Source organism: Rothia sp. HMSC071C12 (assembly GCF_001813895.1).
GTDB classification, from domain to species: domain Bacteria; phylum Actinomycetota; class Actinomycetes; order Actinomycetales; family Micrococcaceae; genus Rothia; species Rothia mucilaginosa.
In genome coordinates this window covers 316,680-336,366 of sequence record NZ_KV814371.1, presented here as the reverse complement: position 1 = coordinate 336,366, position 19,687 = coordinate 316,680, and the positions used below count along the sequence as shown (strand labels likewise).

At 59.2% G+C, this 19,687-nt stretch carries 16 protein-coding genes and 1 other RNA gene; 16 read left to right on the top strand and 1 reads right to left on the bottom strand.

All coding sequences use genetic code 11. From position 1 onward, the window contains the following. Positions 1–14: 14 nt before the first annotated feature. Positions 15–4,520, bottom strand: coding sequence for an FtsK/SpoIIIE domain-containing protein (locus HMPREF2942_RS04615; protein WP_246824354.1), 4,506 nt, complete (start codon positions 4,518–4,520; stop codon positions 15–17). Between the two features lie 620 nt (positions 4,521–5,140). On the opposite strand from HMPREF2942_RS04615, the gene glf reads away from it, so the two are divergent. From glf to ssrA, 16 genes are all read left to right on the top strand, one after another. Continuing rightward, positions 5,141–6,328, top strand: coding sequence for a UDP-galactopyranose mutase (gene glf, locus HMPREF2942_RS04610; RefSeq protein WP_005508581.1), 1,188 nt, complete (start codon positions 5,141–5,143; stop codon positions 6,326–6,328). A 2-nt stretch (positions 6,329–6,330) separates the two neighbouring features. Next, positions 6,331–8,337, top strand: coding sequence for a glycosyltransferase (locus HMPREF2942_RS04605; protein ID WP_070688510.1), 2,007 nt, complete (start codon positions 6,331–6,333; stop codon positions 8,335–8,337). Further along, the gene (locus tag HMPREF2942_RS04600) at positions 8,334–9,215 is read left to right on the top strand and encodes an ABC transporter permease (protein ID WP_070688509.1); all 882 of its coding nucleotides are present in this window, start codon (positions 8,334–8,336) and stop codon (positions 9,213–9,215) included. Before HMPREF2942_RS04605 ends, HMPREF2942_RS04600 begins: the two co-directional genes overlap by 4 nt. A 4-nt stretch (positions 9,216–9,219) precedes the next feature. Continuing rightward, positions 9,220–9,993 (top strand): ABC transporter ATP-binding protein, encoded by a 774-nt coding sequence (locus tag HMPREF2942_RS04595; RefSeq protein ID WP_005505398.1) that lies wholly within the window; start codon positions 9,220–9,222, stop codon positions 9,991–9,993. A gap of 492 nt (positions 9,994–10,485) precedes the next feature. Then, the gene (locus tag HMPREF2942_RS04590) at positions 10,486–11,748 is read left to right on the top strand and encodes a TadA family conjugal transfer-associated ATPase (protein WP_070688508.1); all 1,263 of its coding nucleotides are present in this window, start codon (positions 10,486–10,488) and stop codon (positions 11,746–11,748) included. Then, the gene (locus HMPREF2942_RS04585) at positions 11,748–12,602 is read left to right on the top strand and encodes a type II secretion system F family protein (RefSeq protein ID WP_049345774.1); all 855 of its coding nucleotides are present in this window, start codon (positions 11,748–11,750) and stop codon (positions 12,600–12,602) included. Before HMPREF2942_RS04590 ends, HMPREF2942_RS04585 begins: the two co-directional genes overlap by 1 nt. Further along, positions 12,599–13,531: a type II secretion system F family protein gene (locus HMPREF2942_RS04580; RefSeq protein WP_049345773.1), complete on the top strand. Its 933-nt coding sequence runs from the start codon at positions 12,599–12,601 to the stop codon at positions 13,529–13,531. Before HMPREF2942_RS04585 ends, HMPREF2942_RS04580 begins: the two co-directional genes overlap by 4 nt. Before the next feature lie 108 nt (positions 13,532–13,639). Further along, complete coding sequence (locus HMPREF2942_RS04575) at positions 13,640–13,867, top strand: hypothetical protein (RefSeq protein ID WP_070507558.1); 228 nt, start codon at positions 13,640–13,642, stop codon at positions 13,865–13,867. Continuing rightward, positions 13,867–14,322, top strand: a complete 456-nt coding sequence (locus tag HMPREF2942_RS04570; RefSeq protein ID WP_049344011.1) for a TadE family protein — start codon at positions 13,867–13,869, stop codon at positions 14,320–14,322. Before HMPREF2942_RS04575 ends, HMPREF2942_RS04570 begins: the two co-directional genes overlap by 1 nt. Beyond that, a complete protein-coding gene (locus HMPREF2942_RS04565; RefSeq protein WP_083309201.1) occupies positions 14,288–14,794 on the top strand; it encodes a pilus assembly protein TadE in 507 nt (168 codons plus the stop codon). Before HMPREF2942_RS04570 ends, HMPREF2942_RS04565 begins: the two co-directional genes overlap by 35 nt. Beyond that, a complete protein-coding gene (locus HMPREF2942_RS04560) occupies positions 14,757–15,302 on the top strand; it encodes a pilus assembly protein TadG-related protein (protein WP_083313461.1) in 546 nt (181 codons plus the stop codon). The genes HMPREF2942_RS04565 and HMPREF2942_RS04560 overlap by 38 nt, the downstream gene beginning before the upstream one ends. A gap of 261 nt (positions 15,303–15,563) precedes the next feature. Beyond that, the gene (gene prfB / locus HMPREF2942_RS04555; RefSeq protein WP_070688507.1) at positions 15,564–16,691 is read left to right on the top strand and encodes a peptide chain release factor 2; all 1,128 of its coding nucleotides are present in this window, start codon (positions 15,564–15,566) and stop codon (positions 16,689–16,691) included. 19 nt (positions 16,692–16,710) lie between these two features. Beyond that, entirely contained in the window at positions 16,711–17,205 is a 495-nt protein-coding gene (smpB, locus tag HMPREF2942_RS04550; RefSeq protein ID WP_005508591.1) for an SsrA-binding protein SmpB, read from the top strand. Positions 17,206–17,332: 127 nt separating this feature from the next. Beyond that, on the top strand, positions 17,333–17,797 hold the full coding sequence (locus tag HMPREF2942_RS04545) for a DUF4190 domain-containing protein (RefSeq protein ID WP_070688506.1): 465 nt from the start codon (positions 17,333–17,335) through the stop codon (positions 17,795–17,797). Positions 17,798–18,035: 238 nt separating this feature from the next. Next, positions 18,036–18,932, top strand: coding sequence for a DUF4190 domain-containing protein (locus HMPREF2942_RS04540; RefSeq protein WP_070688505.1), 897 nt, complete (start codon positions 18,036–18,038; stop codon positions 18,930–18,932). A gap of 366 nt (positions 18,933–19,298) precedes the next feature. Further along, positions 19,299–19,671, top strand: a transfer-messenger RNA (tmRNA) gene (ssrA, locus tag HMPREF2942_RS04535). Positions 19,672–19,687 lie beyond the last annotated feature (16 nt).

The window sequence follows — 19,687 nt, the reverse complement described above, 5'->3', positions numbered from 1 at the left end:
TAGACCGCTCAACTTTAGACCCCGGCCGGCACCTTCTGCACGGCTGCTGCAGCCTGTGCTGCCGTGGTCAGCGCCAGGGGAACCTGCGCCGCGCACACGGAGGCGCCATCCACCACTACAAGACGGCCGGCGGGCTGCTCACCCTGCGTGAATCGATCCAGAGGTAGCGCGGTCACCGTGCACATGTCGGCATCCGCCAGGGATGCGGGTGCGAGCAGAAGCGCACGCGAGCATCCCATGAGCGCAGCCAGCAGGGGTGAGGAGGCACGCCTCGGCCAGGGCGTGTAGGCGACCAGCATGGCGCGGAACTCACCGCGACGCTCCAGAAGTAGCTGCTGAACGGCGGGCTGCAGGTACTGCAAATCATCAATGAGCACGAGCGTGCGCGCGGGGTTTGTCACCGAGTCCAGGAGCGCACGGGTACGCTCCACGCTCGGCGGCTCACCTGTAGCACCGCCAGACCCCTCAAAGACGAGGGTATCCAGCTGCGGGTTGAGCTGAGCAATGCTTTCCAACAGGGTGCTTTTACCCGCCGACCGGGAACCCTGCACGGGAATTACAGCGCCAGCCGGGGCGCTCAACCATACCGGCATCTGCCGGCGGTCAAATGCGACGAGAAGCTTAGAGCCCTGCGGATTGCACGCGGCATGGGCGGCGGTCACGTACTCGGCCGAGGGCATGCGATAGTACTCGGGGAACTGCCTCAGAAGAGTGCCGGGGCGAGTGCTCGACCCGTTAGAAGCGCTCGCGGTGTTACCCCGCAGAACCTGAACCAGCTCCTGGAAACCCGCAACGCAGGGCGAAAGAATCGACGCGCTCAGCGGCTGATCACCGATGAGCTCCTCATTGATGGCACCTTCCACGCAGTAGTGGCTCTGCGCCGGGGTCGGGTAGTCCTTGCTCGTTGAACGCATCAGGTCGGCGTCCAGGAAGCGGCGGCTCAACAGCGTGGAATGCGCCGCAGCGGCGAAACGACCGCGCGGGTTCAACGCGGAGGTGAACACCACCGAATAGCCGCGACGGCACCCCTGCGAGAGTAGATCGTAGAGCAGGTTCTCCGTATCGGGTTGGCGGACCAGCGCCTCCAGCCAACTGTCCAGACCGTCCACGACAATGAGCGGGCGGGCGGAAGCCTCGGTGCCCCACAGGTTCGGGACGCGCAGCTCCTCCAGGCAGAAACGCAGATGCGAAAGCTCCTGCGCACCCACGAGCGTCTCAAAGGCACCGGCGTAGGGTTCCAGGTCGCGGTAGAGTGCACCGTCAGAGGTCAGCAGAACAACCGGCGTGCGGGCGGCGAATGCCTGAGCTAAAAGACCGTAAAGCATCGGGGCACGTTCGGCGCTCTGAGCCAGCAGTGCCAGCGCCTGCTGACCCGACCAGCTGATCGGGCGGCGCACGCCGTAGCGGGCAATCTCCAACTCACCCAGTAGGTACCCTGCGGAAGCGGTGCCAGAATTGGCGGGTTCCTGAGAATCTACAACCTGAGAGGTAGCCGCCGGATCAATGCCGTACGCTACCAGTTCGCTCACCGGCGCCTGCACCACTGGCAGCGGGGTGTTCTCGGGAAGCTCCGGCGGAATCGGGCAGTATTCATCCTCAACTGCCGCATTCTTCCGAAGACCCCTCGGCGCGTACTCGCGTTCATAGAGCGCACGAATCTGCTGCGCCGAACGAATCAGCAGCTCATCCTCATTCCCGCCAGCCTTCTGAACAACAGAAGTAGCAGTCAGCTCACGCCAGCCACCCTCCTCAAGACCCAGCACCTGCACCGGACGGGCATCGCTACTCGACGGGACCGCATCCACCAGCGGGGCGCGGAACGGCAGGGAACGACCATCCGGCAGACGCACATACCCGGCCCCCGGATGCGCCGCCGAAATATACGCCGCAGACTCATGCTCCAGCAGGTTATAGGAATCCTGCGCGCTCGCCACACGCAAGCAAATGCTCGTGGCAATATTGGCGCGAATATCCTGCGAAATAGCACCCTGCGGACGTTGAGTCGCCAACACCAGGTGCAGACCCAGCGAGCGACCAATCGTGGCGATGCGCATCAGCTCAGCCATAGCGTCCGGCATGGAATCGATGAGCATGCGGAACTCGTCCACCACGATCAGCAGCTCGGGATAGCGCGGAGTGGTACCCGCCGCCTGGCAGGACGCCAGGTAGTCGCGGTAGGAGTTCACGCCGAGCGCCTGCAGATCCACCTCGCGGCGGTGAATATCTGCGCGCAAAAATTCGAGGGCACGCTCCACCGCGGACACATCAAAATTGCTCAACACGCTGAGCGCATGCGGTAGCTGAGCCAGAGGACCCAAACCAGCCGAGCCCTTGAAGTCCACCAGAATCAGGCCGAGGCGCTCGGGCGGGTAACGTAGCGCAGCGCTGAGCACCAGCGAACGCAACAGCTGCGATTTGCCGGCACCAGTCGTGCCACCGAGCAGCCAGTGTGGGCCGTGCTCAGACAGACCAATATTCAGCGAGCCACCCGAAGAAACACCCAGGTAGCAGCGAATATCGGAGGCGTAACGCTGAGCGGACCAGCGTTGCAGAACGGACTCCACCGCCATGTCATCGGTGCGATTCTTCTGCCGCGCGCTCTGCGCCTGCAGGGAAGAGAATAGATGCGCCGACTGGTGCACCTGAGCCTCACTAAGCGCGCCCTGCTCCTGCTCGCACCCGGCGCGGTACAGGTTCTCAAGAGCGGCACAGAATGCCTCAACGCTGAGCCCATCGGCGTGCTGGCACAGACCCTCACACGCCAGAGGGTGCACCTGGTAGACACCCTCGGTGGGCTGCACCGGCGGCGCCGCGTAACCCTGTGTACGGTAACGGATGCTCTGACGGTGGCTACCCTCACTTGCACACTCAACCCAGGCGGCACCAAAAAGCGCACCGGGTGCATGGGCGGAACTATCACCCTCAGCACTGCCCAGCACGCAGAGCGCCGGGGCGTTCATCTTCTGCTCACGCGGGGAGGCGAACGCGCGGGACGGCGAAGACTCCGCGACCGCCCCAGAGTTCAGCGCGGTCAGCAGGGGAGCGTAGATAGCGCTCGCCTGCAGGGGCATGAGAATCAGCGGCGGAACAGATGCGGAAAGCTCCGACTGCAAGCTACTCTGCAGGGCCTGCAGATACTTCTCATGCTGCACGCCCGGCAGGCAATGCACGCTCACGCCCGGCACCACAGCCAGAGTCTGCAAGAGACTATTGGTGCGCTGCTGATCAGCGCTTTCAGCACCCGCCAGCAGAACGTGCACCGCACCCGGATAGCCCGCCACCAGCTGCACCAGGTAGGCGCGCAGATGTGCCTCCTCCAGCTTCAGGTAGTGCCCGAGAGTCGGGGTGGGTAGCGGCAGATAGTGGGGTGCATCCTGTTTCTCCAGAGTGCCCAGCGGGAGGTTGCGGCCGCGCAGGTAGGGCTGGCGGGGACCGCACCCGAGCACAATAGCCGGGTAGGCGGCATCATGCAGGGCAGAGGTGCCCGAAATCGCCAGGTCGCCTGCGGTCGGCAGGGCGAGGGCACGTTCCTTTTCCTGCTCAGCCGCCTGATGAGTTTGCTGCGATGCGGCACGGTTCTCCGCCCGACCGCCAAAGAAATGCAGAAGCATCAGCAGTGAAGACGCCGCTGACATCAGCAGAAGGAACCACATGCCGGTCACCAGCGCAATGATCAGACCCACCACAATCGGCAGGCACACGCTCAGCAGAATCTGCTTGAGCTTACGCGGCGCGGGAGGATTTACGACTACTGGCTCGAAGGGGTTGCCGGCGTCGCCCAGGGGAGCAAGCGTCTGCGCGAGCTCGCCAGAGGAAGAACCGGGGGTAGCGGTGACGCTCGCCTTCGTGGCGGTGTGTTCGCCGTCGGCGCTGGGGGAGGTGAGCATGCAGAGTGAGGAGCCGAGGCGGAAAGGCTCGTCCCAGCGCAGGATGCGCGGCTCGGCGCTCTGCACCTTCTTACTGCCCTGTGCGTTCTTAGCTCCCTGGGCCTTCTCGCTGCCCTCGCTCGCGGCGGGGTGCTTTTCGATCCAGCGGATGCCGGAGCTATCGGCGTAGAAGTTGCCGTGCACCGGCTTGAGGAAGGGGTCTTGCAGGTGAATGTGGTGCGGCTGTTCTCCTCCAGGGGCAGGTAGTGCCGCCCTGCCGAGGCTGGTGCGGCCGCGGCTGATGGGGAAAGTTGCGCCCGCGTCGGGTCCGCGCAGAATGTGCAGGAGGCTGACGGCGGGCGCGCCCGGAGTTTGAGATTCGTTCGGAATGTGGCTGTTTGGCGCAATCGAGGCGCCGGCGGGATCCTTATCGTGTGCGGGGCGTAGCTGGAACGTCGTTTCCTGTGCCTGAGCGTGCGCGCCGGGTGCAGGGTGCTGTAGAGCTTGGTTGAGTGCCTGATCTAGAGCCTGCTGGTGTACGCTACCGGGGCGCAGCTGTATTCCGGTGGGTGCCGCCTCGCCGTCGAGTCGGAGTACTCGGGGGTAGGGGAGCGCGTTGGTTGTGTTGTGGTGGTCGAGAAAGAAGAGAGTCATACCCTCAGAAAACATTAAAAAGCATTAAAGCTCAATAAATTATCTGTAGGTAAACTAATATGTTCGTATTTTTTGAATTTTTCGCCCTATTTTTCAAAAAATTGTGGATAAACCACCTCAATCACCTCTCGCGTGCACCAGCGCGCATCCCCAAATATGCCGCAGGGGTGCTTCCTTGTAGCGCGTGAGAGCCATGAAACGCCACCCTCGAACCACCCCCCTGCGCCTACAGCTCTAGGTGGCGGGTAATTACCGCCGCAACTAGGACAGGGTGAATATTTACCCGTAAATAAAATTCCTTCACCATGAGTAGACCGTAAAAATACGCAGAAGAAAGAACTGTCTCAGACCGGCGTGACCTCGGGGCTCGCGAAGAATATTCACTCGGGGAAAGAGCGTGCGAACAATAGTCCAAAAGCCCCTAAAAGCACGTCATAAGTATGCGTAGTGCTTGATAAACAGGTATCTTAGATTATGACTATATCCATCACGGGAGGGGCTTTTTGTGCCCACCCGTGCGGATTGCGGCGCGACTGAGAACCCTCGGATGTGTCCAATCTGGTAGGTGAATACCGCCCTCGCAGAAGCGGCGGTGCGCCGTGATAATACAGGAGAAAACATTGACCGCTGACCTCGTAGTAGTCGGTTCGGGCCTCTTTGGTCTGACCATCGCAGAACAGGCTGCCACTGAGCTGGGCCTGAAGGTTGCCCTGCTGGACCGCCGTTCCCACATCGGTGGTAACGCATACAGCGAGAAGGAGAAGCAGACCGGTATTGAGGTGCACCGCTACGGTGCGCACCTGTTCCACACCTCCAACGAGCGTGTCTGGGAGTACGTGAACCGTTTCACCGAGTTCACCAACTACGTACACCGCGTGTACACCCGCCACAACGGCATCGTGTACCCCATGCCGATTAACCTGGGTACCATCAACCAGTTCTTCAACGCAGCTTACTCTCCCGCAGAGGCAAAGGCGCTCATCGCTGAGCAGGCTGGCGAGCTGGCTGGTACCGACCCGCAGAACCTGAACGATAAGGGTATCTCCCTGATTGGTCGCCCCCTGTACGAGGCGTTCATCAAGCACTACACCGCTAAGCAGTGGCAGACCCCGCCGGAAGAGCTGCCCGCATCCATCATTTCCCGCCTGCCGGTTCGCTACAACTACGACAACCGCTACTTCAACGACAAGTACGAGGGTCTGCCCGTTGACGGCTACGCAGCATGGCTGGAGCGTATGGCGGCGCACCCGAACATTGAGGTGCACCTGAACACTGACTTCTTCGAGCCCGGTCACCAGTACTCTCGCGAGAACGTCCTGGGTCAGATTCCCGTGGTCTACACCGGCCCGGTTGACCGCTACTTCGACTACGCTGAGGGCGACCTGTCCTGGCGTACCATCGACCTGGAAGAAGAAGTCCTGCCGATTGAGGACTTCCAGGGTTGCTCCGTGATGAACTACCCCGATGCTGATGTTCCCTTCACCCGCATCCACGAGTTCCGTCACTTCCACCCCGAGCGTGACTACACCAAGGACGCAACCGTCATCATGCGCGAGTACTCTCGCTTCGCGAACAAGGGCGACGAGCCGTACTACCCGGTCAACACCTCCGTGGACCGTGAGAAGCTGCTGGCGTACCGCGACCTGGCTAAGGGTGAGAACAACGTGCTGTTCGGTGGCCGCCTGGGTACCTACAAGTACCTGGATATGCACATGGCTATCGGCGCTGCACTGTCCATGTTCGACAACAAGATCCGCCCGCACTTCGCTAACGGTGCGAAGATCGAGTCCGGTGGTGTTGACGCTTAACTATGGCTGATAAGACTTTGAAGAACCTGCAGCGGGTTATTTTCCCGAGCGCGGTTGAGACTGACGTCGTGCCCCTGTACGTGGACGCGAGTGTCGCAACCGGCGTTCAGCTGCCCACCCGTATTGACGGTGACGCTTCGACCTCCATTGCGGAGGCGATGAACACCTCCGGTCAGTCTGTGTCGAACGCTAGCGCGAACCGTGATGCCGCGAACAGCCTGAACAGCCGCCGATCCATCACCGTGAACGCGGGCCAGAGCCTGTCTTTCGGTACGTACTTCAATGCGTTCCCCGCTTCGTACTGGCGTCGCTGGACTGACCTGCAGAAGGTCGTGCTGAGCGTTCAGACTCGCGGCGAGGGCATGGTCATCGTGTACAAGTCCAATGGCCGTGGCGTGATTCAGCGCGTGGATGCGAAGCTGCTCTCCGGCGAGGAGACCAACACCTTCACTCTGCCCCTGGCGCCGTTCGGTGACGGCGGCTGGTACTGGTTCGACCTGGCTGGCACCACCGACCTTGAGCTGATTGAAGCGAACTGGCTGGGCGACATTGAGCCCCGCGCAGACGTGAAGGCTGGTCAGGCGACCGTGCAGATTACCACCATGAACAAGGTGGAGTACTGCATCAACAACATTCGTGCTCTGGGTGAGAGCCCCGAGATTTTTGATGCTGTGCACGAGTTCCTGATTGTGGATCAGGGCACCCAGAAGGTGCAGGACCACGAGGACTTCGAAGAGGTCGTTAAGCCCCTCTCCGGTAAGTTCCGCATCATCAACCAGGGCAACCTGGGTGGTTCCGGTGGCTTCTCGCGCGGCATGTTCGAGGCTGTCAACAACGGTTCCGATTACGTGCTGCTACTCGATGACGACGTTATCGTTGAGCCCGAGTCAATCCTGCGTATGGTGACCTTCGCGAACTACTGCAAGGAACCCACCATCGTGGGTGCGCACATGTTCGACATGTTCGACCGTTCGGTTCTGCACGCGTTCGGTGAGGTTGTTGACCCGTGGCGTAACTTCTACGCTAAGCCGCACGATGACATGGCGATGGGCCACAACCTGGGTCACCACAACCTGCGTAACACCCCCTGGCTGCACCGCCGCGTGGACGTGGACTACAACGGCTGGTGGATGTGCCTCATCCCGACCACCGTCATCAAGGAAATCGGTCTGTCTCTGCCCCTGTTCCTGAAGTGGGATGACGCTGAGTACGGTCTGCGCGCTAAGGCCGCGGGCTTCGCTACCGTGTCCTTCCCCGGTGCGGGTGTGTGGCACGTGTCCTGGACTGATAAGGATGACTCGGTCGGCTGGCAGGCGTACTACCACGAGCGCAACCGCCTCATTACGGCGCTGCTGCATTCGCCCTTCGATAAGGGTGGCCGCGTGCTGCTGGAGTCCCTGTTCTTGGACGTCAAGCACACCCTGTCCATGCAGTACTACACCGAGGCCGGCCGCCTGATGGCGCTGGAGGATCTGCTCTCCGGCCCCGATCACCTGCACCCCTCGCTCTCGCAGCGTCTGCCGGTGATTCGTGCGATGGCTAAGGAGTACCCGGAGTCTCAGGTGAAGCCGAACGTGGATGACTTCCCGGCTATTCAGACGAAGAAGCCTCCGTTCCGTGGCCGCCGTTCCTTCGCGTCCCCCGGTTACAAGAAGCTTGCTTCCTGGACCGCGAAGACTGTTGCTCGTCAGCTGTTCAAGCCGGTGAGCGAAGAGGCGAAGGCTCACCCGCAGATTCAGCTGAACTACGGTGAGACCAACTGGTGGACCCTGTCGAAGTTCGATTCGGCTCTGGCGACTAACGCTGAGGGTACCGGCCTGTTCTGGTACCGCCGCGACCCCGAGCAGCTCAAGTCGAAGCTGGCTCAGGCTGCTAAGCTGCACGTTCAGCTGGTGACCGGTTGGGATAAGCTGCGTGAGCAGTACCGTTCGAAGGCTGCTGAGGTTGCCTCCTACGATGCGTGGGCTAAGACCTTCGCCGAGCATACGGATTCTGAGCTGACCCGATGAACGATCTGAAGTCTGTTCCCCTGAAGGCGCCCGGCCGTGGGCGCGGCATCCTGGATGCGGTGAAGAACCGCTACCTGCTTCGACTGCTGGTCGATAAGGAAATCCAGGTCCGCTACCGCGGCTCGGTGCTGGGCATTTTGTGGTCGTACATTAAGCCGGGTGTGCAGTTCCTGGTGTTCTACATTGCCATGGGTATGTTCCTTGGCTTGGAACGCGGTATGCACAACTACGCTGTGTATCTTTTCTCGGGCATGATTGCTATTAACTTCTTCTCGGAGGGGTTCGGCAATGGTGCTCGCGCCATGGTGGTTAACAGTGCTCTGATTCGCAAGATTTACCTGCCGCGTGAGCTGTTCTCGCTGTCTACGGTGTGGGTGGCTCTGGTGCATTTTGTGCCGCAGATTGTGGTCATGCTCCTGGCGTGCTTTGCGGTGGGCTGGCATCCGTCCTTGTTGGCTTTTGAGTCGATTCTGGCGGGCATGCTCATCGTGATGCTGCTGTCCTATGGTCTGGGTCTGATTTTCGGTGTGGCTAACGTGTTCTTCCGAGATTCGGAGAACATCGTGGACATGCTGCTGATGGTGGCTACCTGGTTCTCGCCGGTGCTGTACTCCTGGACCATGGTGCGTGACACCCTGTACCCGTGGGTGTTCAACGTGTTCATGATTAACCCGCTGACCGTTGCGGTGGAGCTGTTCCACTATGGCTTCTGGCATCCGACGCTCCGTCCTGAGGATTTGGCGCTTCCTGCTTCGCAGGTGGTTCCGCATCTCTTCAGCTTCTGGACTCCAATTGCCATTGGTATTTCTCTGCTGACCGTTTTGATTGGTGATTTGCTCTTCCGTAAGTTTGAGGGCAACTTCGCCCAGGAGCTCTGATTCTGTGGATATTAAGAAGCTTGAGTTCCCGCCGGTGAGCCCGGACGCTCCCGTGGTGATTCACGTGGAGAATTTGGTGAAGCGCTTCGTTCTGCGCCACACCCGTTCGATGAAGGAAGCTTTTGTGTGGCTGATTAAGGGCCGCAAGGGTGATCTTTCGGAGAAGTTCAATGCACTCAACGGCGTGAGCCTGGATATTCGTCAGGGCGAGCGTGTGGCTCTTCTGGGTCTGAACGGCTCGGGTAAGTCCACGCTGCTGAAGATGATTTCTGGTGTGATGCGCGCCGATGAGGGTGAGGTTCTCACGCGCGGCAATATTGCGGGTCTGATTGAGGTGGGCGCTGGTTTCCACCCGGATCTGACCGGTCGCGATAACGTGTACCTCAACGGCGCGATTTTGGGTATGACCAAGGATGAGATTGAGGCTTCCTTCGATTCGATTGTGGATTTCGCTGAGATTCACGACTTTATCGATACCGAGGTGAAGTTCTACTCTTCGGGTATGTACCTGCGTCTGGCATTCTCGGTTGCGGTTCATACGAACCCGGATATCTTCCTGGTGGATGAGATTCTTGCGGTGGGCGATGAGCCGTTCCAGAAGAAGTGTATTGCGAAGATTCAGGAGCTGTGCTCTGCCGGTAAGACTCTTGCCGTGGTGAGCCATGACCTGGATTTGGTGTCTAAGATTTGTGACCGCGGCGTGGTGCTGGAGCACGGTAACCTGCGTTTTGACGGTCCGATTAAGGAAGCTGTGAAGGTGATTCGTGGCGGCGACTAACCGCTAGGTGATTGCTTGTGATGGGGCGTGTATTCCCGTTGGGGGAGTGCACGCCCCTTTGCTGTGCCTGGGAAGGAGCGCCCGAAAGTTGCGCACGGGAAGGAGCGCCCGAAAGCTGTGCCCGGGAAGGTGCTGCTGCTGGGTAGGGTTCTTGCGTTTTACTAGGGGAGGCTGCGGCTTTTAAGACGAAATGTTACGTGTACACCGAGTGCAATATGGCAGTGATTAACGGTGAGCGGTTCGAGGGGTGTACCTGCAACTGTTCTGCAAGTCACAGCTGACTAGGCGTTTTGAATTTTAGTGCACGTTGGGTAACGATATGCGCAATTCCAGGCATCAAAAATGCCCAAATACTATACTCGTAAATATTAAGGGGTGTTTTATTACATTTTGATAAATTTGATGCGCTGAGGGTAGGGTGATGGTGGCATTGATGTATCAATGCTTCACCGTATTCCACACAACCACACCACACAGCATCGGATCATTTCAATGGAGAACACCGTACTGGATACCCGGGCGGAGCATCTAACTCTGCTCGAGGAGAATATCCGTGAGGCAATGCGCCACCGCAGCCTGGACCCGCACGAGGATCAGCACGCGGTGCGTGGGCTCATTGACGAGCACCTGAGCGATTACGAGCAGCGGCGTACCCGCATCTCCTTGCCCGATTTGGGCGACCGCGAATCCGTGATTCAACGCCTGCACGATGAAATCTGCGGCTTCGGCGTAATTCAGCCGTTCCTTGATGATGAGAGCGTTGAAGAAATCTGGATCAACTCTCCCGACGAAATTTTTATCGCCCGCAACGGCGAAAGTGAACTAACCGGTCTGCACCTGAGCGCCGAGGCGATCAATAGCCTGCTGGAGCGCATGCTCAAGCCTTCGGGTCGTCGTGTGGACCTTTCTTCCCCGTTTGTTGATGCATCCCTGCCGGATGGATCCCGCTTGCACGCGGTGATTCCGGATATTACTCGCAGGCACACGAGCATCAATATCCGTAAGTTCGTGGTGCGTGCCCGCCGCCTGCCCGACCTTGTGCGCATGAACTCGCTGAGTGCCGGCGCGGCGTCCCTACTGCACGCGGCGGTGGAGAGCGGCATGAACATCCTCGTTTCGGGCGCAACCCAGGCGGGTAAGACCACGATGCTGAACTGCCTGTCGGCATCCATTCCTCCGCGTGAGCGCGTGATTACGTGCGAAGAAATCTTTGAGCTCGCGGTTCCGCTACGCGATGTGGTGGGTCTGCAATGCCGCCAGCCGAACCTCGAGGGCACCGGCGCGATTGAGTTGCGCCGCCTGGTCAAGGAGGCTCTGCGTATGCGCCCGGACCGCATCCTTATCGGTGAGGTGCGTGAGGCGGAGTCCCTGGATATGCTCATTGCGCTCAACGCGGGTCTGCCGGGTATGTGCACGATTCACGCGAATTCAGCGCGTGACGCGGTGACCAAGATTTGTACCCTGCCGCTGCTGGCGGGCGAGAATATTTCCTCGGCGTTCGTGGTGCCGACCGTGGCGTCCTGCTTTGACATTGTGGTGCATTGCGGCCGCGATTCGCGCGGTCAGCGCCAGGTCGAAGAGATCAGCATGCTGGGCGGCCGCGTTGAGGACGGCGTGATTGAGATGTCCCCGCTGTTTGTGCGCCGTGACGGTCAGATGATGTGTGTGGCGTTGGAGCTGCCGAACCCGGACCGTTGGATTCGTGCCGGTCACCGCCCCGAGCAGGTGCTGGCTGCGGCGAAGGCGGGTCAGTAATGCCTCTGTTTCTGAGCCTGATTTTGGGGTTGGGCGTCTGCCTGATTTACCTTTCCTGCTTTCCTGATAACGGCAAGCCGCCGAAGCCGAGTAACGACCCGGCGCTGGTCGTGGCGTTGCGTAAGGCGGGTATGCACTCGCTGACTCCTCGCACGTTCATGTGGGTGAGCGTCGCTAGCGGCGTGAGCGCGTCGGTTCTGCTGCTGATGCTCACTCAGCTTTTGCCGCTGGGTCTGCTGGGCCTGATTGGTGGTTTTGCGGCGCCTCGCGTGATTGTGAATCATCGTGCCCGCGCGGCGGATGCCCGTATTTGGCAGCTGTGGCCGGATGCGGTGGACCACCTGCGTTCGGCGATTCGTGCAGGTTTGTCCTTGCCGGAGGCGCTGATTCAGCTCTCGTACCGTGGCCCGGAAGAGCTGCGTGATGCCTTCGCCCATTTCTCGCGTGATTACCGTGCGTCGGGTGAGTTTGTGCCGTCGCTGAACCGTTTGAAGGAGTATCTCTCTGACCCGGTGGCGGACACCATCATTGAGGCGTTGAAGATTGCCCGCGAGGTGGGCGGTTCGGACCTGGGTAAGCTGCTGGGCACGCTGAGTGATTTTCTGCGTGATAATGCGCGTACCCGTTCGGAGCTTCTGGCGCGTCAGTCGTGGACTGTGAATGCGGCTCGTCTCTCCTGTGTTGCGCCCTGGTTTGTGCTGTGTCTGATGGCGACTCAGCCTGCCGCGCGCATGGTTTATAACTCGTTTGCCGGTGCAATGCTGATGATTGCCGGTGCCGCTATTTCTTTGGCGGCGTACCGTCTGATGCTGCGTATTGGTGAGTTGCCGCGTGAACGGAGGGTTTTCGGGTGAACCTGCCTCTGATTTTTGGTCTGCTGTTGGCGACCGGCGTGGGTCTGATTCTTTCGTCGGTGCTGAATACTCGCAGTATTTCGTTTTCTGATCGTGTGGCGTCGCAGCTGCGCGGTGAGACTCTGCGTGAGTCGCTGTTGAAGGAGCAGGAGCGCCGGGAGCCGAGCCTGCTGGAGGCGATTTCGGCGTTCTGCGCGCCGCTTCTGCGTTCGCTGTCTTCGTCGTTGAGTGGCTCGTCGCTGAGCGATAGTTCGGTGCAGGAGCGTCTGCGTCGTGCTGGCTCTTCGCAGAGTGTGAGCGCGTTTCGTGCTGAGCAGCTGCTGTGGGCTCTTGCCGGTGTGACCGTCATGAGTGCGCTGACCGTCATTGGTGTGGTGCAGGAGCGTTTCTCCATTCTGGTGGCTCTTGTGCTGGTGCTGGTGAGCGGTTTGAGCGGCTTTCTGGCGCGTGACTGGTGGCTGGGTGAGGCGGTGACTAAGCGTGAGAAGCAGCTGGTTGCTGAGTTCCCGGCGCTGGCGGAGATGATGGCTCTGTCGGTGACAGCGGGCGAGTCGGCGCTGGCGGCCCTGGAGCGTATCTGTTTGACCTCTCGCGGCGAGTTGGCTCGTGAGTTTTCTGAGATTTTGGCGCAGACCCGCACCGGTGTTTCGCTGCTGAGCGCGCTGCAGGAGTTTGCGGAGCGTACTCGCGTTCCGGCGTTGAGCCGCTTCGTTGAGGGTATTGCTGTTGCGATTGAGCGCGGTACCCCTCTGGCTGATGTGTTGCGTGCGCAGGCTCAGGATGTGCGCGATAACGCTAAGCGTGAGCTGATGGAAACAGCCGGTAAGAAGGAGATTGCGATGCTCGCCCCGGTGGTGTTTTTTATCCTGCCGCTGACGGTGATTTTTGCGGTCTTCCCGGGCTTGTCGCTCATGCGTTTGAACTTTTAGATTTTGCGGCGGGTACACACCGTACCGGCTGCACCGCGGTGGGCTGGGCTGATTGCCCGGCGCGCCGCACCAACCACACACTACACCCTTTGATAGAAGGAGAAAATCATGTTCCGTCGTTTCCGCACCGCCCTCACCGTGCTGATCGCCCTGGCTATCGCATCCGTGCTGGCTCTGCGCCTGAAGAACAAGCAGGATGACCCCGAGCGCGGTGACGTGCCCGGCTGGGTCATGATCACCATGATGAGCGCCGTGCTGGTTGCCGCTATCTTGGCGATTGCTCAGCCCGCTCTGACCAAGATGTTCAACGATGCGATTGCTCTGGTTCACCAGTAATGCGTAAGCCCCGCATCGCTTCTGAGCTGACTGCCGCTGAGCTATCCTCCGCGGAATATTCTGTGGAGGAGAGCGAGCGCGGTGATGCCAGCACGGAATTCGTCATGGTCGGTGCGCTGTTGGTGTTGCTGACTATGGCGATTCTGCAGGTTTCTTTCGCCCTGTATGCACGAACCATGTTGGTGGATGCTGCGGCGGCTGGGGCACGTTACGGTACGATGCGTGACCGCACTCCGCAGGAGGGCATGGAGCGTACCCGTCAGATGATTGAGGGGGTTCTTCCGTCTTCGTATGCTGAGAATATTTCGTACCGTCAGAGTAGTGATTCTACGGGTGTGCGCACTTTGGAGGTGACGGTGAAGTCTCCGTTACCGGTGCTGGGCCCGTGGGGTTTTCCGGATTCTATTGAGGTGAAGGGGCATGCGATTTATGCGGAGCATCGTTCCGGTGATTAGTGACTTTTCGCTTCGGCAGCGGGTGAAGGAACGCCTGAAGAGCCGCTCTGATCGGCACAATCCTGAAGAGGGCAGCACCATTGTGGAGTTCCTGGGTTTGGGTATTACTCTGCTCATCCCGGTACTCTACGGCATTCTGACGATTTTTAGCTTGCAGTCTTCGGTAATGGCGGCTCATGCGGCGAGCGCCCAGGTGGTGCTGTATGTGCAGGAGCAGCCGCAGGACTCGTCGGTTGGCCCGGATTTGGCTCAGCGTCTGGCGGTGCATGCTGCCGCCGATTACGGGGTTGAGCCCTCCGATGTGAGCGTGTCGTTGAGCTGTGCGTCGGGGGAGTGCGTCTCGGGTACGAAGGCGTACGCCACGGTGACGGTTCAGGCGCGTTTGCCGCTGCTGCCTTCGTTTATGGGTGGCGGCGTGATTCCGGTGAGTTCTCATGCGACGAGTTGGGGGTCTGGTCATGCTGATTCCTAATGGTTTGCTGGCTCGTGCCAACATGAAGATTCGTGCCCGTGCGCAGAGCCGGGCGCTCGCCTCAGGCCGCCTCGCCGCTGACCCGGTCGCCTCAAACCCGGAAGAGGGCAGCATTGCCCCGCTGATTGTGGGCATGCTGGCGTTGCTGTTGCTCATCGGTTCGGTGACTGTGGCGATTACGGGCGCGTATCTGCAGACTCAGCATCTGCAGGATGTGGCGGACGCTCAGGCGAACTCGATTACCCGCACGATGCGCACTCCGGATGAGGCGAGTGGTTCGGCGGCGTGGGAGTATGCGAGTGCGTACTTGGCTGAGGTTCAGCCGGGGCAGGATTTTCAGGCGTTGCGTCTGGAGAATGTGTCCGTGGATTCTGATCAGAGCGTGCACGTGTACCTGTCGGCTCGTATTCGTCCGCCGCTGCTGTCGATTCTGGTGCCTGATGGTATTGAGGTGACCGCTCATGGTTCGTCGCGTTTGAAGACGAGCCAGGGCCCGTCCACCGATTAGTGCGTCCATCAACGGCGCACGGGCATAACGGCGCACGGGCGTATCGGCTCACTCTCTTATTGGTGCGTTGTGAGCCCCATAGACTGCGAGGGTGCATCCGCAAGGTAGTGTAACGGCTAGCGGATGCGCCCTCGTTTTGCATTCTTTTACATCTTCGTTCCGCGGCTTCTGCCCTCTAACCACCCTGTCCTTCTGCGCTGTGGGCTGTTGCGGGCTGTAACGGCGGGACTTTCTGGCAGTTTCGCGATAGTGTTAAAAGCTATGGCATCCTTCGACTTTTCTGCTGAGATTAAAGAGCTTCGCGCGATTTTCACCTCTATTGCTGCTGTGAGCGATATTGAGGGGATTGAGCGCGCCATTGAGGACCTGTCTGCGCGGGCTGCCGCACCCGATTTGTGGGATGACGTGGAGAATGCGCAGAAGGTGACGAGCGCACTGTCGTATAAGCAGTCGGAGCTGAATCGTCTGCGCTCGCTGTCTTCTCGCATTGATGATGTTGAGGTGATGGTGGAGCTTGCCGAAGCGGAGGATGAGGAGACTGCCGCCGAGCTGCTCGCTGATGCTGAACGCGAGTGCGCTGAAATCCGCGCCAAGCTGGAAGAGCTTGAGGTGCTGGTGCTGCTGTCGGGTGAGTACGATCAGCGTGAGGCTGTGGTGACGATCCGTTCGGGCGCTGGTGGCGTGGATGCTGCTGATTTCGCGGAGATGCTGCTGCGCATGTACCTGCGTTGGGCGGAGAAGAACGGCTACCCGACGAAGGTTCTGGACACCTCCTACGCTGAGGAGGCGGGCCTGAAGTCGGTGACCTTCGAGGTGAACGCGCCGTACGCTTTTGGTCGCCTGTCGGTGGAGGCGGGTACTCACCGCCTGGTGCGTATTTCGCCGTTCGATAATCAGGGCCGCCGCCAGACCTCGTTCGCGGCGGTTGAGGTGATTCCTCTGATTGAGCAGACGGATGCTATTGAGATTCCCGAGTCTGAGATTAAGGTGGATGTGTTCCGCTCGTCGGGCCCGGGTGGTCAGTCGGTGAATACGACGGATTCGGCGGTACGTATGACTCACTTGCCGACCGGTATTGTGGTGTCGATGCAGAATGAGAAGTCGCAGTTGCAGAACCGTGCGGCGGCTTTGCGCGTGCTGCAGTCTCGCCTGTTGCTGCTGCGTAAGGAGCAGGAGGATGCGAAGAAGAAGGAGCTTGCCGGTGACATTAAGGCAAGCTGGGGCGATCAGATGCGCTCCTATGTTCTGCATCCGTACCAGATGGTGAAGGATCTGCGTACCGGCTATGAGGAGGGTAATGCCTCTAATGTTTTGGATGGCGGTTTGAACGCCTTTATTGATGCTGGTATTCGCTGGCGCGCTTCGGGGCGCGCGGCTGAAGAGAGCTAAGACGTATAAGGATTGAGTGATGGCTCAGAAAAAGAAGAAAGACGCGAAGAAGGACCCGAATAACGCGATTATTGCCCAGAATAAGAAGGCTCGCCACAACTACAACATTGTGGATACCTATGAGGCGGGCATTGTTCTGCTGGGTACTGAGGTGAAGTCTCTGCGTGATGGTGGGGCGTCCATTGTGGATGGTTTCTGCCAGGTGACCGATAACGAGTTGTGGCTCGAGGGTATTCATATTGCGGAGTACGGTTACGGTACGTGGACGAACCATGCGGCTCGTCGTCGCCGTAAGTTGCTGCTGCATCGTTCTGAGATTAATAAGTTGGCGCAGAAGCTGAAGGAGACCGGTTACACGGTGGTTCCGTTGAAGCTGTACTTCTCGAATGGTCGTGCGAAGGTTGAGATTGCTTTGGCGACCGGTAAGCGTGAGTACGATAAGCGTCAGGCTTTGCGTGAGCGTCAGGATGACCTGGAGGCGCGCCGCGCGATGCGTTACCGCAACCTCGGCTAGGGCTGAGGCAACGGCGGGATGCACCGCTGGTTCGGTGACTGCCTGTAGGGGCGGGGCGCGGTTCCTCGCGTATAATGGTTGAAAATTCGCGGTGTACCGCGAGCACCATACGTTTTTGAGGAGACACATGTCTGAGAACCCGAACTACCAGCAGAACCCGGGCGAGTTCATTCCCGCACCGCAGCAGGCACCCGCATACAACATGCAGGGCGGCTACCCCGGCTACCAGCCGACCCCGAGCTCGGCTCTGGCGATTGCTTCGCTGATCCTGGGTATTATTGGTCTGCTCTCTGGCTGGCTGATTTTCGGTGGCGTGCTGGGTCTGGTCGGCGTGATTCTGGGTATTGTTGCCCTGGTGAAGGTAAAGAACGGTACCGCATCCGGTAAGGGCATGGCGATTGGTGGTATTGTCACCGGTGCGCTGGGCATGATTGTTGCTGTTGTTGTGCTGGTTCTGGGCTTGATTGGCATTGGCATGCTCAGCGAGTGCGCTGAGAATGCGGTGCAGGATTCGAGCGGTAACTATGTGTGCACCATTCACGGTGAAACCATGACGATGAGCCCCGATGAGTACAAGATGTACCGCCGTTAAATCGCATTGAGTCTTTGAAGCGTTGAGGGACCGAATAGTGTTGAACTATTCGGTCCCTTGTTCTTTCTCGGCGCTGAATCTGCCCGATTGGTGGATTCTGGGCGCTGAATCTGAAATCTTGAACTTCACAGATGACCCAAATGACAGCTTATTTATATAATGGAACCGAACTCAGCGCGCAATGGTGCGTTGGGCGAGTATAAATTGTTCGCTGCAACTGTGAAGGAAAGAACGACGGATGTCTGAGAATAACTACGGAAACAACCAGGGGAACGCACAGAACCCCTACGCTGCTCAGCAGCCTAATTCTTCCGCCCAGAGCTCGTACGGTCAGGATTACGGCCAGGCTCCTTCGGCACAGAATACCTACGGCCAGGATTACGGTCAGAGCGCATCCGCTCAGAACACCTACGGTCAGGCTCAGCAGCAGAACGCTACTCCGCAGAACTCGACCCAGCAGAACCAGTACGGTCAGTTCGGTGCGCAGTCTTCTTCGCAGAATGCTTACGGCCAGAACGTTGCTCAGGGTACCTCTGCCCAGGGCGTTGCGGCTCAGGGTGCTTCGGCTCAGAACACCTACGGCCAGCAGCAGTACGGCTACGGTCAGGACGCTTCCTACCAGGCGCAGCCCGCTCAGCAGAATCAGTACGGTTACGGCCAGGACGCCTCCTACCAGGCGCAGCCCGCTGACTACAACTACCAGCAGAACTCTTACCAGCAGCAGCCTCAGCAGGACGCTTACGGTTACGGTCAGCCCGCGGGTTACCCGTATGCGGCTCCCGTGACGAAGAAGGCTCCCGGCATGGCGCTGGCGGCGATGATTCTCGGTATTGCGGCTGTGCTGACCGGTTTCTTCGTGTTCGGTGCCCTGCTGGGTATCGCTGCGATTATTCTGGGCGCCCTGTCCCTGAAGAAGACTAAGGAAGTTGGCGCGGGTAAGGCATTCGCACTGACCGGTATTATCACCGGTGCGGTGTCTGTCCTGATTTCGATTTGTATGCTTTTCGTATTCATTTCTTTCTATCAGACCACTGAGAAATGCCTTGAGGTTGGTACCGAGGACGGTCACGGTAACGTGGTCTGCCAGATTGGTGACAACCCGAACAACCGCATGACTGTTTCTGCGCGCCACTAAGGTTTGACCGCCTAATTTTGACTGCCTAATTTTGGCTACCCAGTGCGGTACGCGAACGGGGTGGGGCTCCTAGATATTCTGGGGCGCCTCACCCCGTTTGCTGTGCCCGTGATTTTCTGCACCGATTTTCTGCGTCCGCCGTTGATTCGGGTGTGTGCTGGAAGCGCGCTCGCTGTACCCTCTGCGTCTGTTCTTGGCTGGTGTTCTCTGTCAGTGAGCGAACCCTGCGTGTGCGGGGTGGGTGACTTGCACGCCGTTAAACATCTTAGATATACTGAATCTCTACCGTGTTTGAATGGCACCGCGGCGTCAAGGTATGTCGAGGAAAACTTTCAGAAGACGGTGGGCTTTTTGATAAAAGCATAGGGGGATGATCGGTTTCGACGATGTGAGTTGAGATGGGTGAAGCGTGCCGAGGATGCAGGGTTATCTCGTTAACGCCCTCTGCAAAAAATTAAGTGCAGAATCTAAGCGCACTGACTTCGCACTCGCTGCCTAAGCGCGAGTTGCCGTCTGTCGGCCTGAGCATGCCTTTGGCTCAGTTACCGGCATCGACTTAAAAGGCCACTGCTGCTAGCCCTTGTTGCGGGGGTTAGCGGGACTTTTACGTGACTAGGTTCGTCGGTATATGTGTTTATGCAAGTACCGGAGCCGAAAAGTAGCGTTCGCATAAACTGCGCACGGAGAAGCCCCGTTGACGCCACATCGGACCGGGGTTCGATTCCCCGCATCTCCACGATCTCCCAGCCGTCCGC

Bases quoted from the DNA above. Each gene is read 5' to 3' on its own strand.
- HMPREF2942_RS04615 (WP_246824354.1), bottom strand. From the start codon at position 4,520: ATGACTCTCTTCTTTCTCGACCACCACAACACAACCAACGCGCTCCCC.
- HMPREF2942_RS04600 (WP_070688509.1), top strand. From the start codon at position 8,334: ATGAACGATCTGAAGTCTGTTCCCCTGAAGGCGCCCGGCCGTGGGCGC.
- HMPREF2942_RS04545 (WP_070688506.1), top strand. From the start codon at position 17,333: ATGTCTGAGAACCCGAACTACCAGCAGAACCCGGGCGAGTTCATTCCC.
- smpB (WP_005508591.1), top strand. From the start codon at position 16,711: ATGGCTCAGAAAAAGAAGAAAGACGCGAAGAAGGACCCGAATAACGCG.
- HMPREF2942_RS04585 (WP_049345774.1), top strand. From the start codon at position 11,748: ATGCCTCTGTTTCTGAGCCTGATTTTGGGGTTGGGCGTCTGCCTGATT.
- HMPREF2942_RS04590 (WP_070688508.1), top strand. From the start codon at position 10,486: ATGGAGAACACCGTACTGGATACCCGGGCGGAGCATCTAACTCTGCTC.
- HMPREF2942_RS04605 (WP_070688510.1), top strand. From the start codon at position 6,331: ATGGCTGATAAGACTTTGAAGAACCTGCAGCGGGTTATTTTCCCGAGC.
- HMPREF2942_RS04565 (WP_083309201.1), top strand. From the start codon at position 14,288: ATGCGATTTATGCGGAGCATCGTTCCGGTGATTAGTGACTTTTCGCTT.
- prfB (WP_070688507.1), top strand. From the start codon at position 15,564: ATGGCATCCTTCGACTTTTCTGCTGAGATTAAAGAGCTTCGCGCGATT.
- HMPREF2942_RS04575 (WP_070507558.1), top strand. From the start codon at position 13,640: ATGTTCCGTCGTTTCCGCACCGCCCTCACCGTGCTGATCGCCCTGGCT.
- HMPREF2942_RS04540 (WP_070688505.1), top strand. From the start codon at position 18,036: ATGTCTGAGAATAACTACGGAAACAACCAGGGGAACGCACAGAACCCC.
- HMPREF2942_RS04560 (WP_083313461.1), top strand. From the start codon at position 14,757: ATGCGACGAGTTGGGGGTCTGGTCATGCTGATTCCTAATGGTTTGCTG.
- HMPREF2942_RS04570 (WP_049344011.1), top strand. From the start codon at position 13,867: ATGCGTAAGCCCCGCATCGCTTCTGAGCTGACTGCCGCTGAGCTATCC.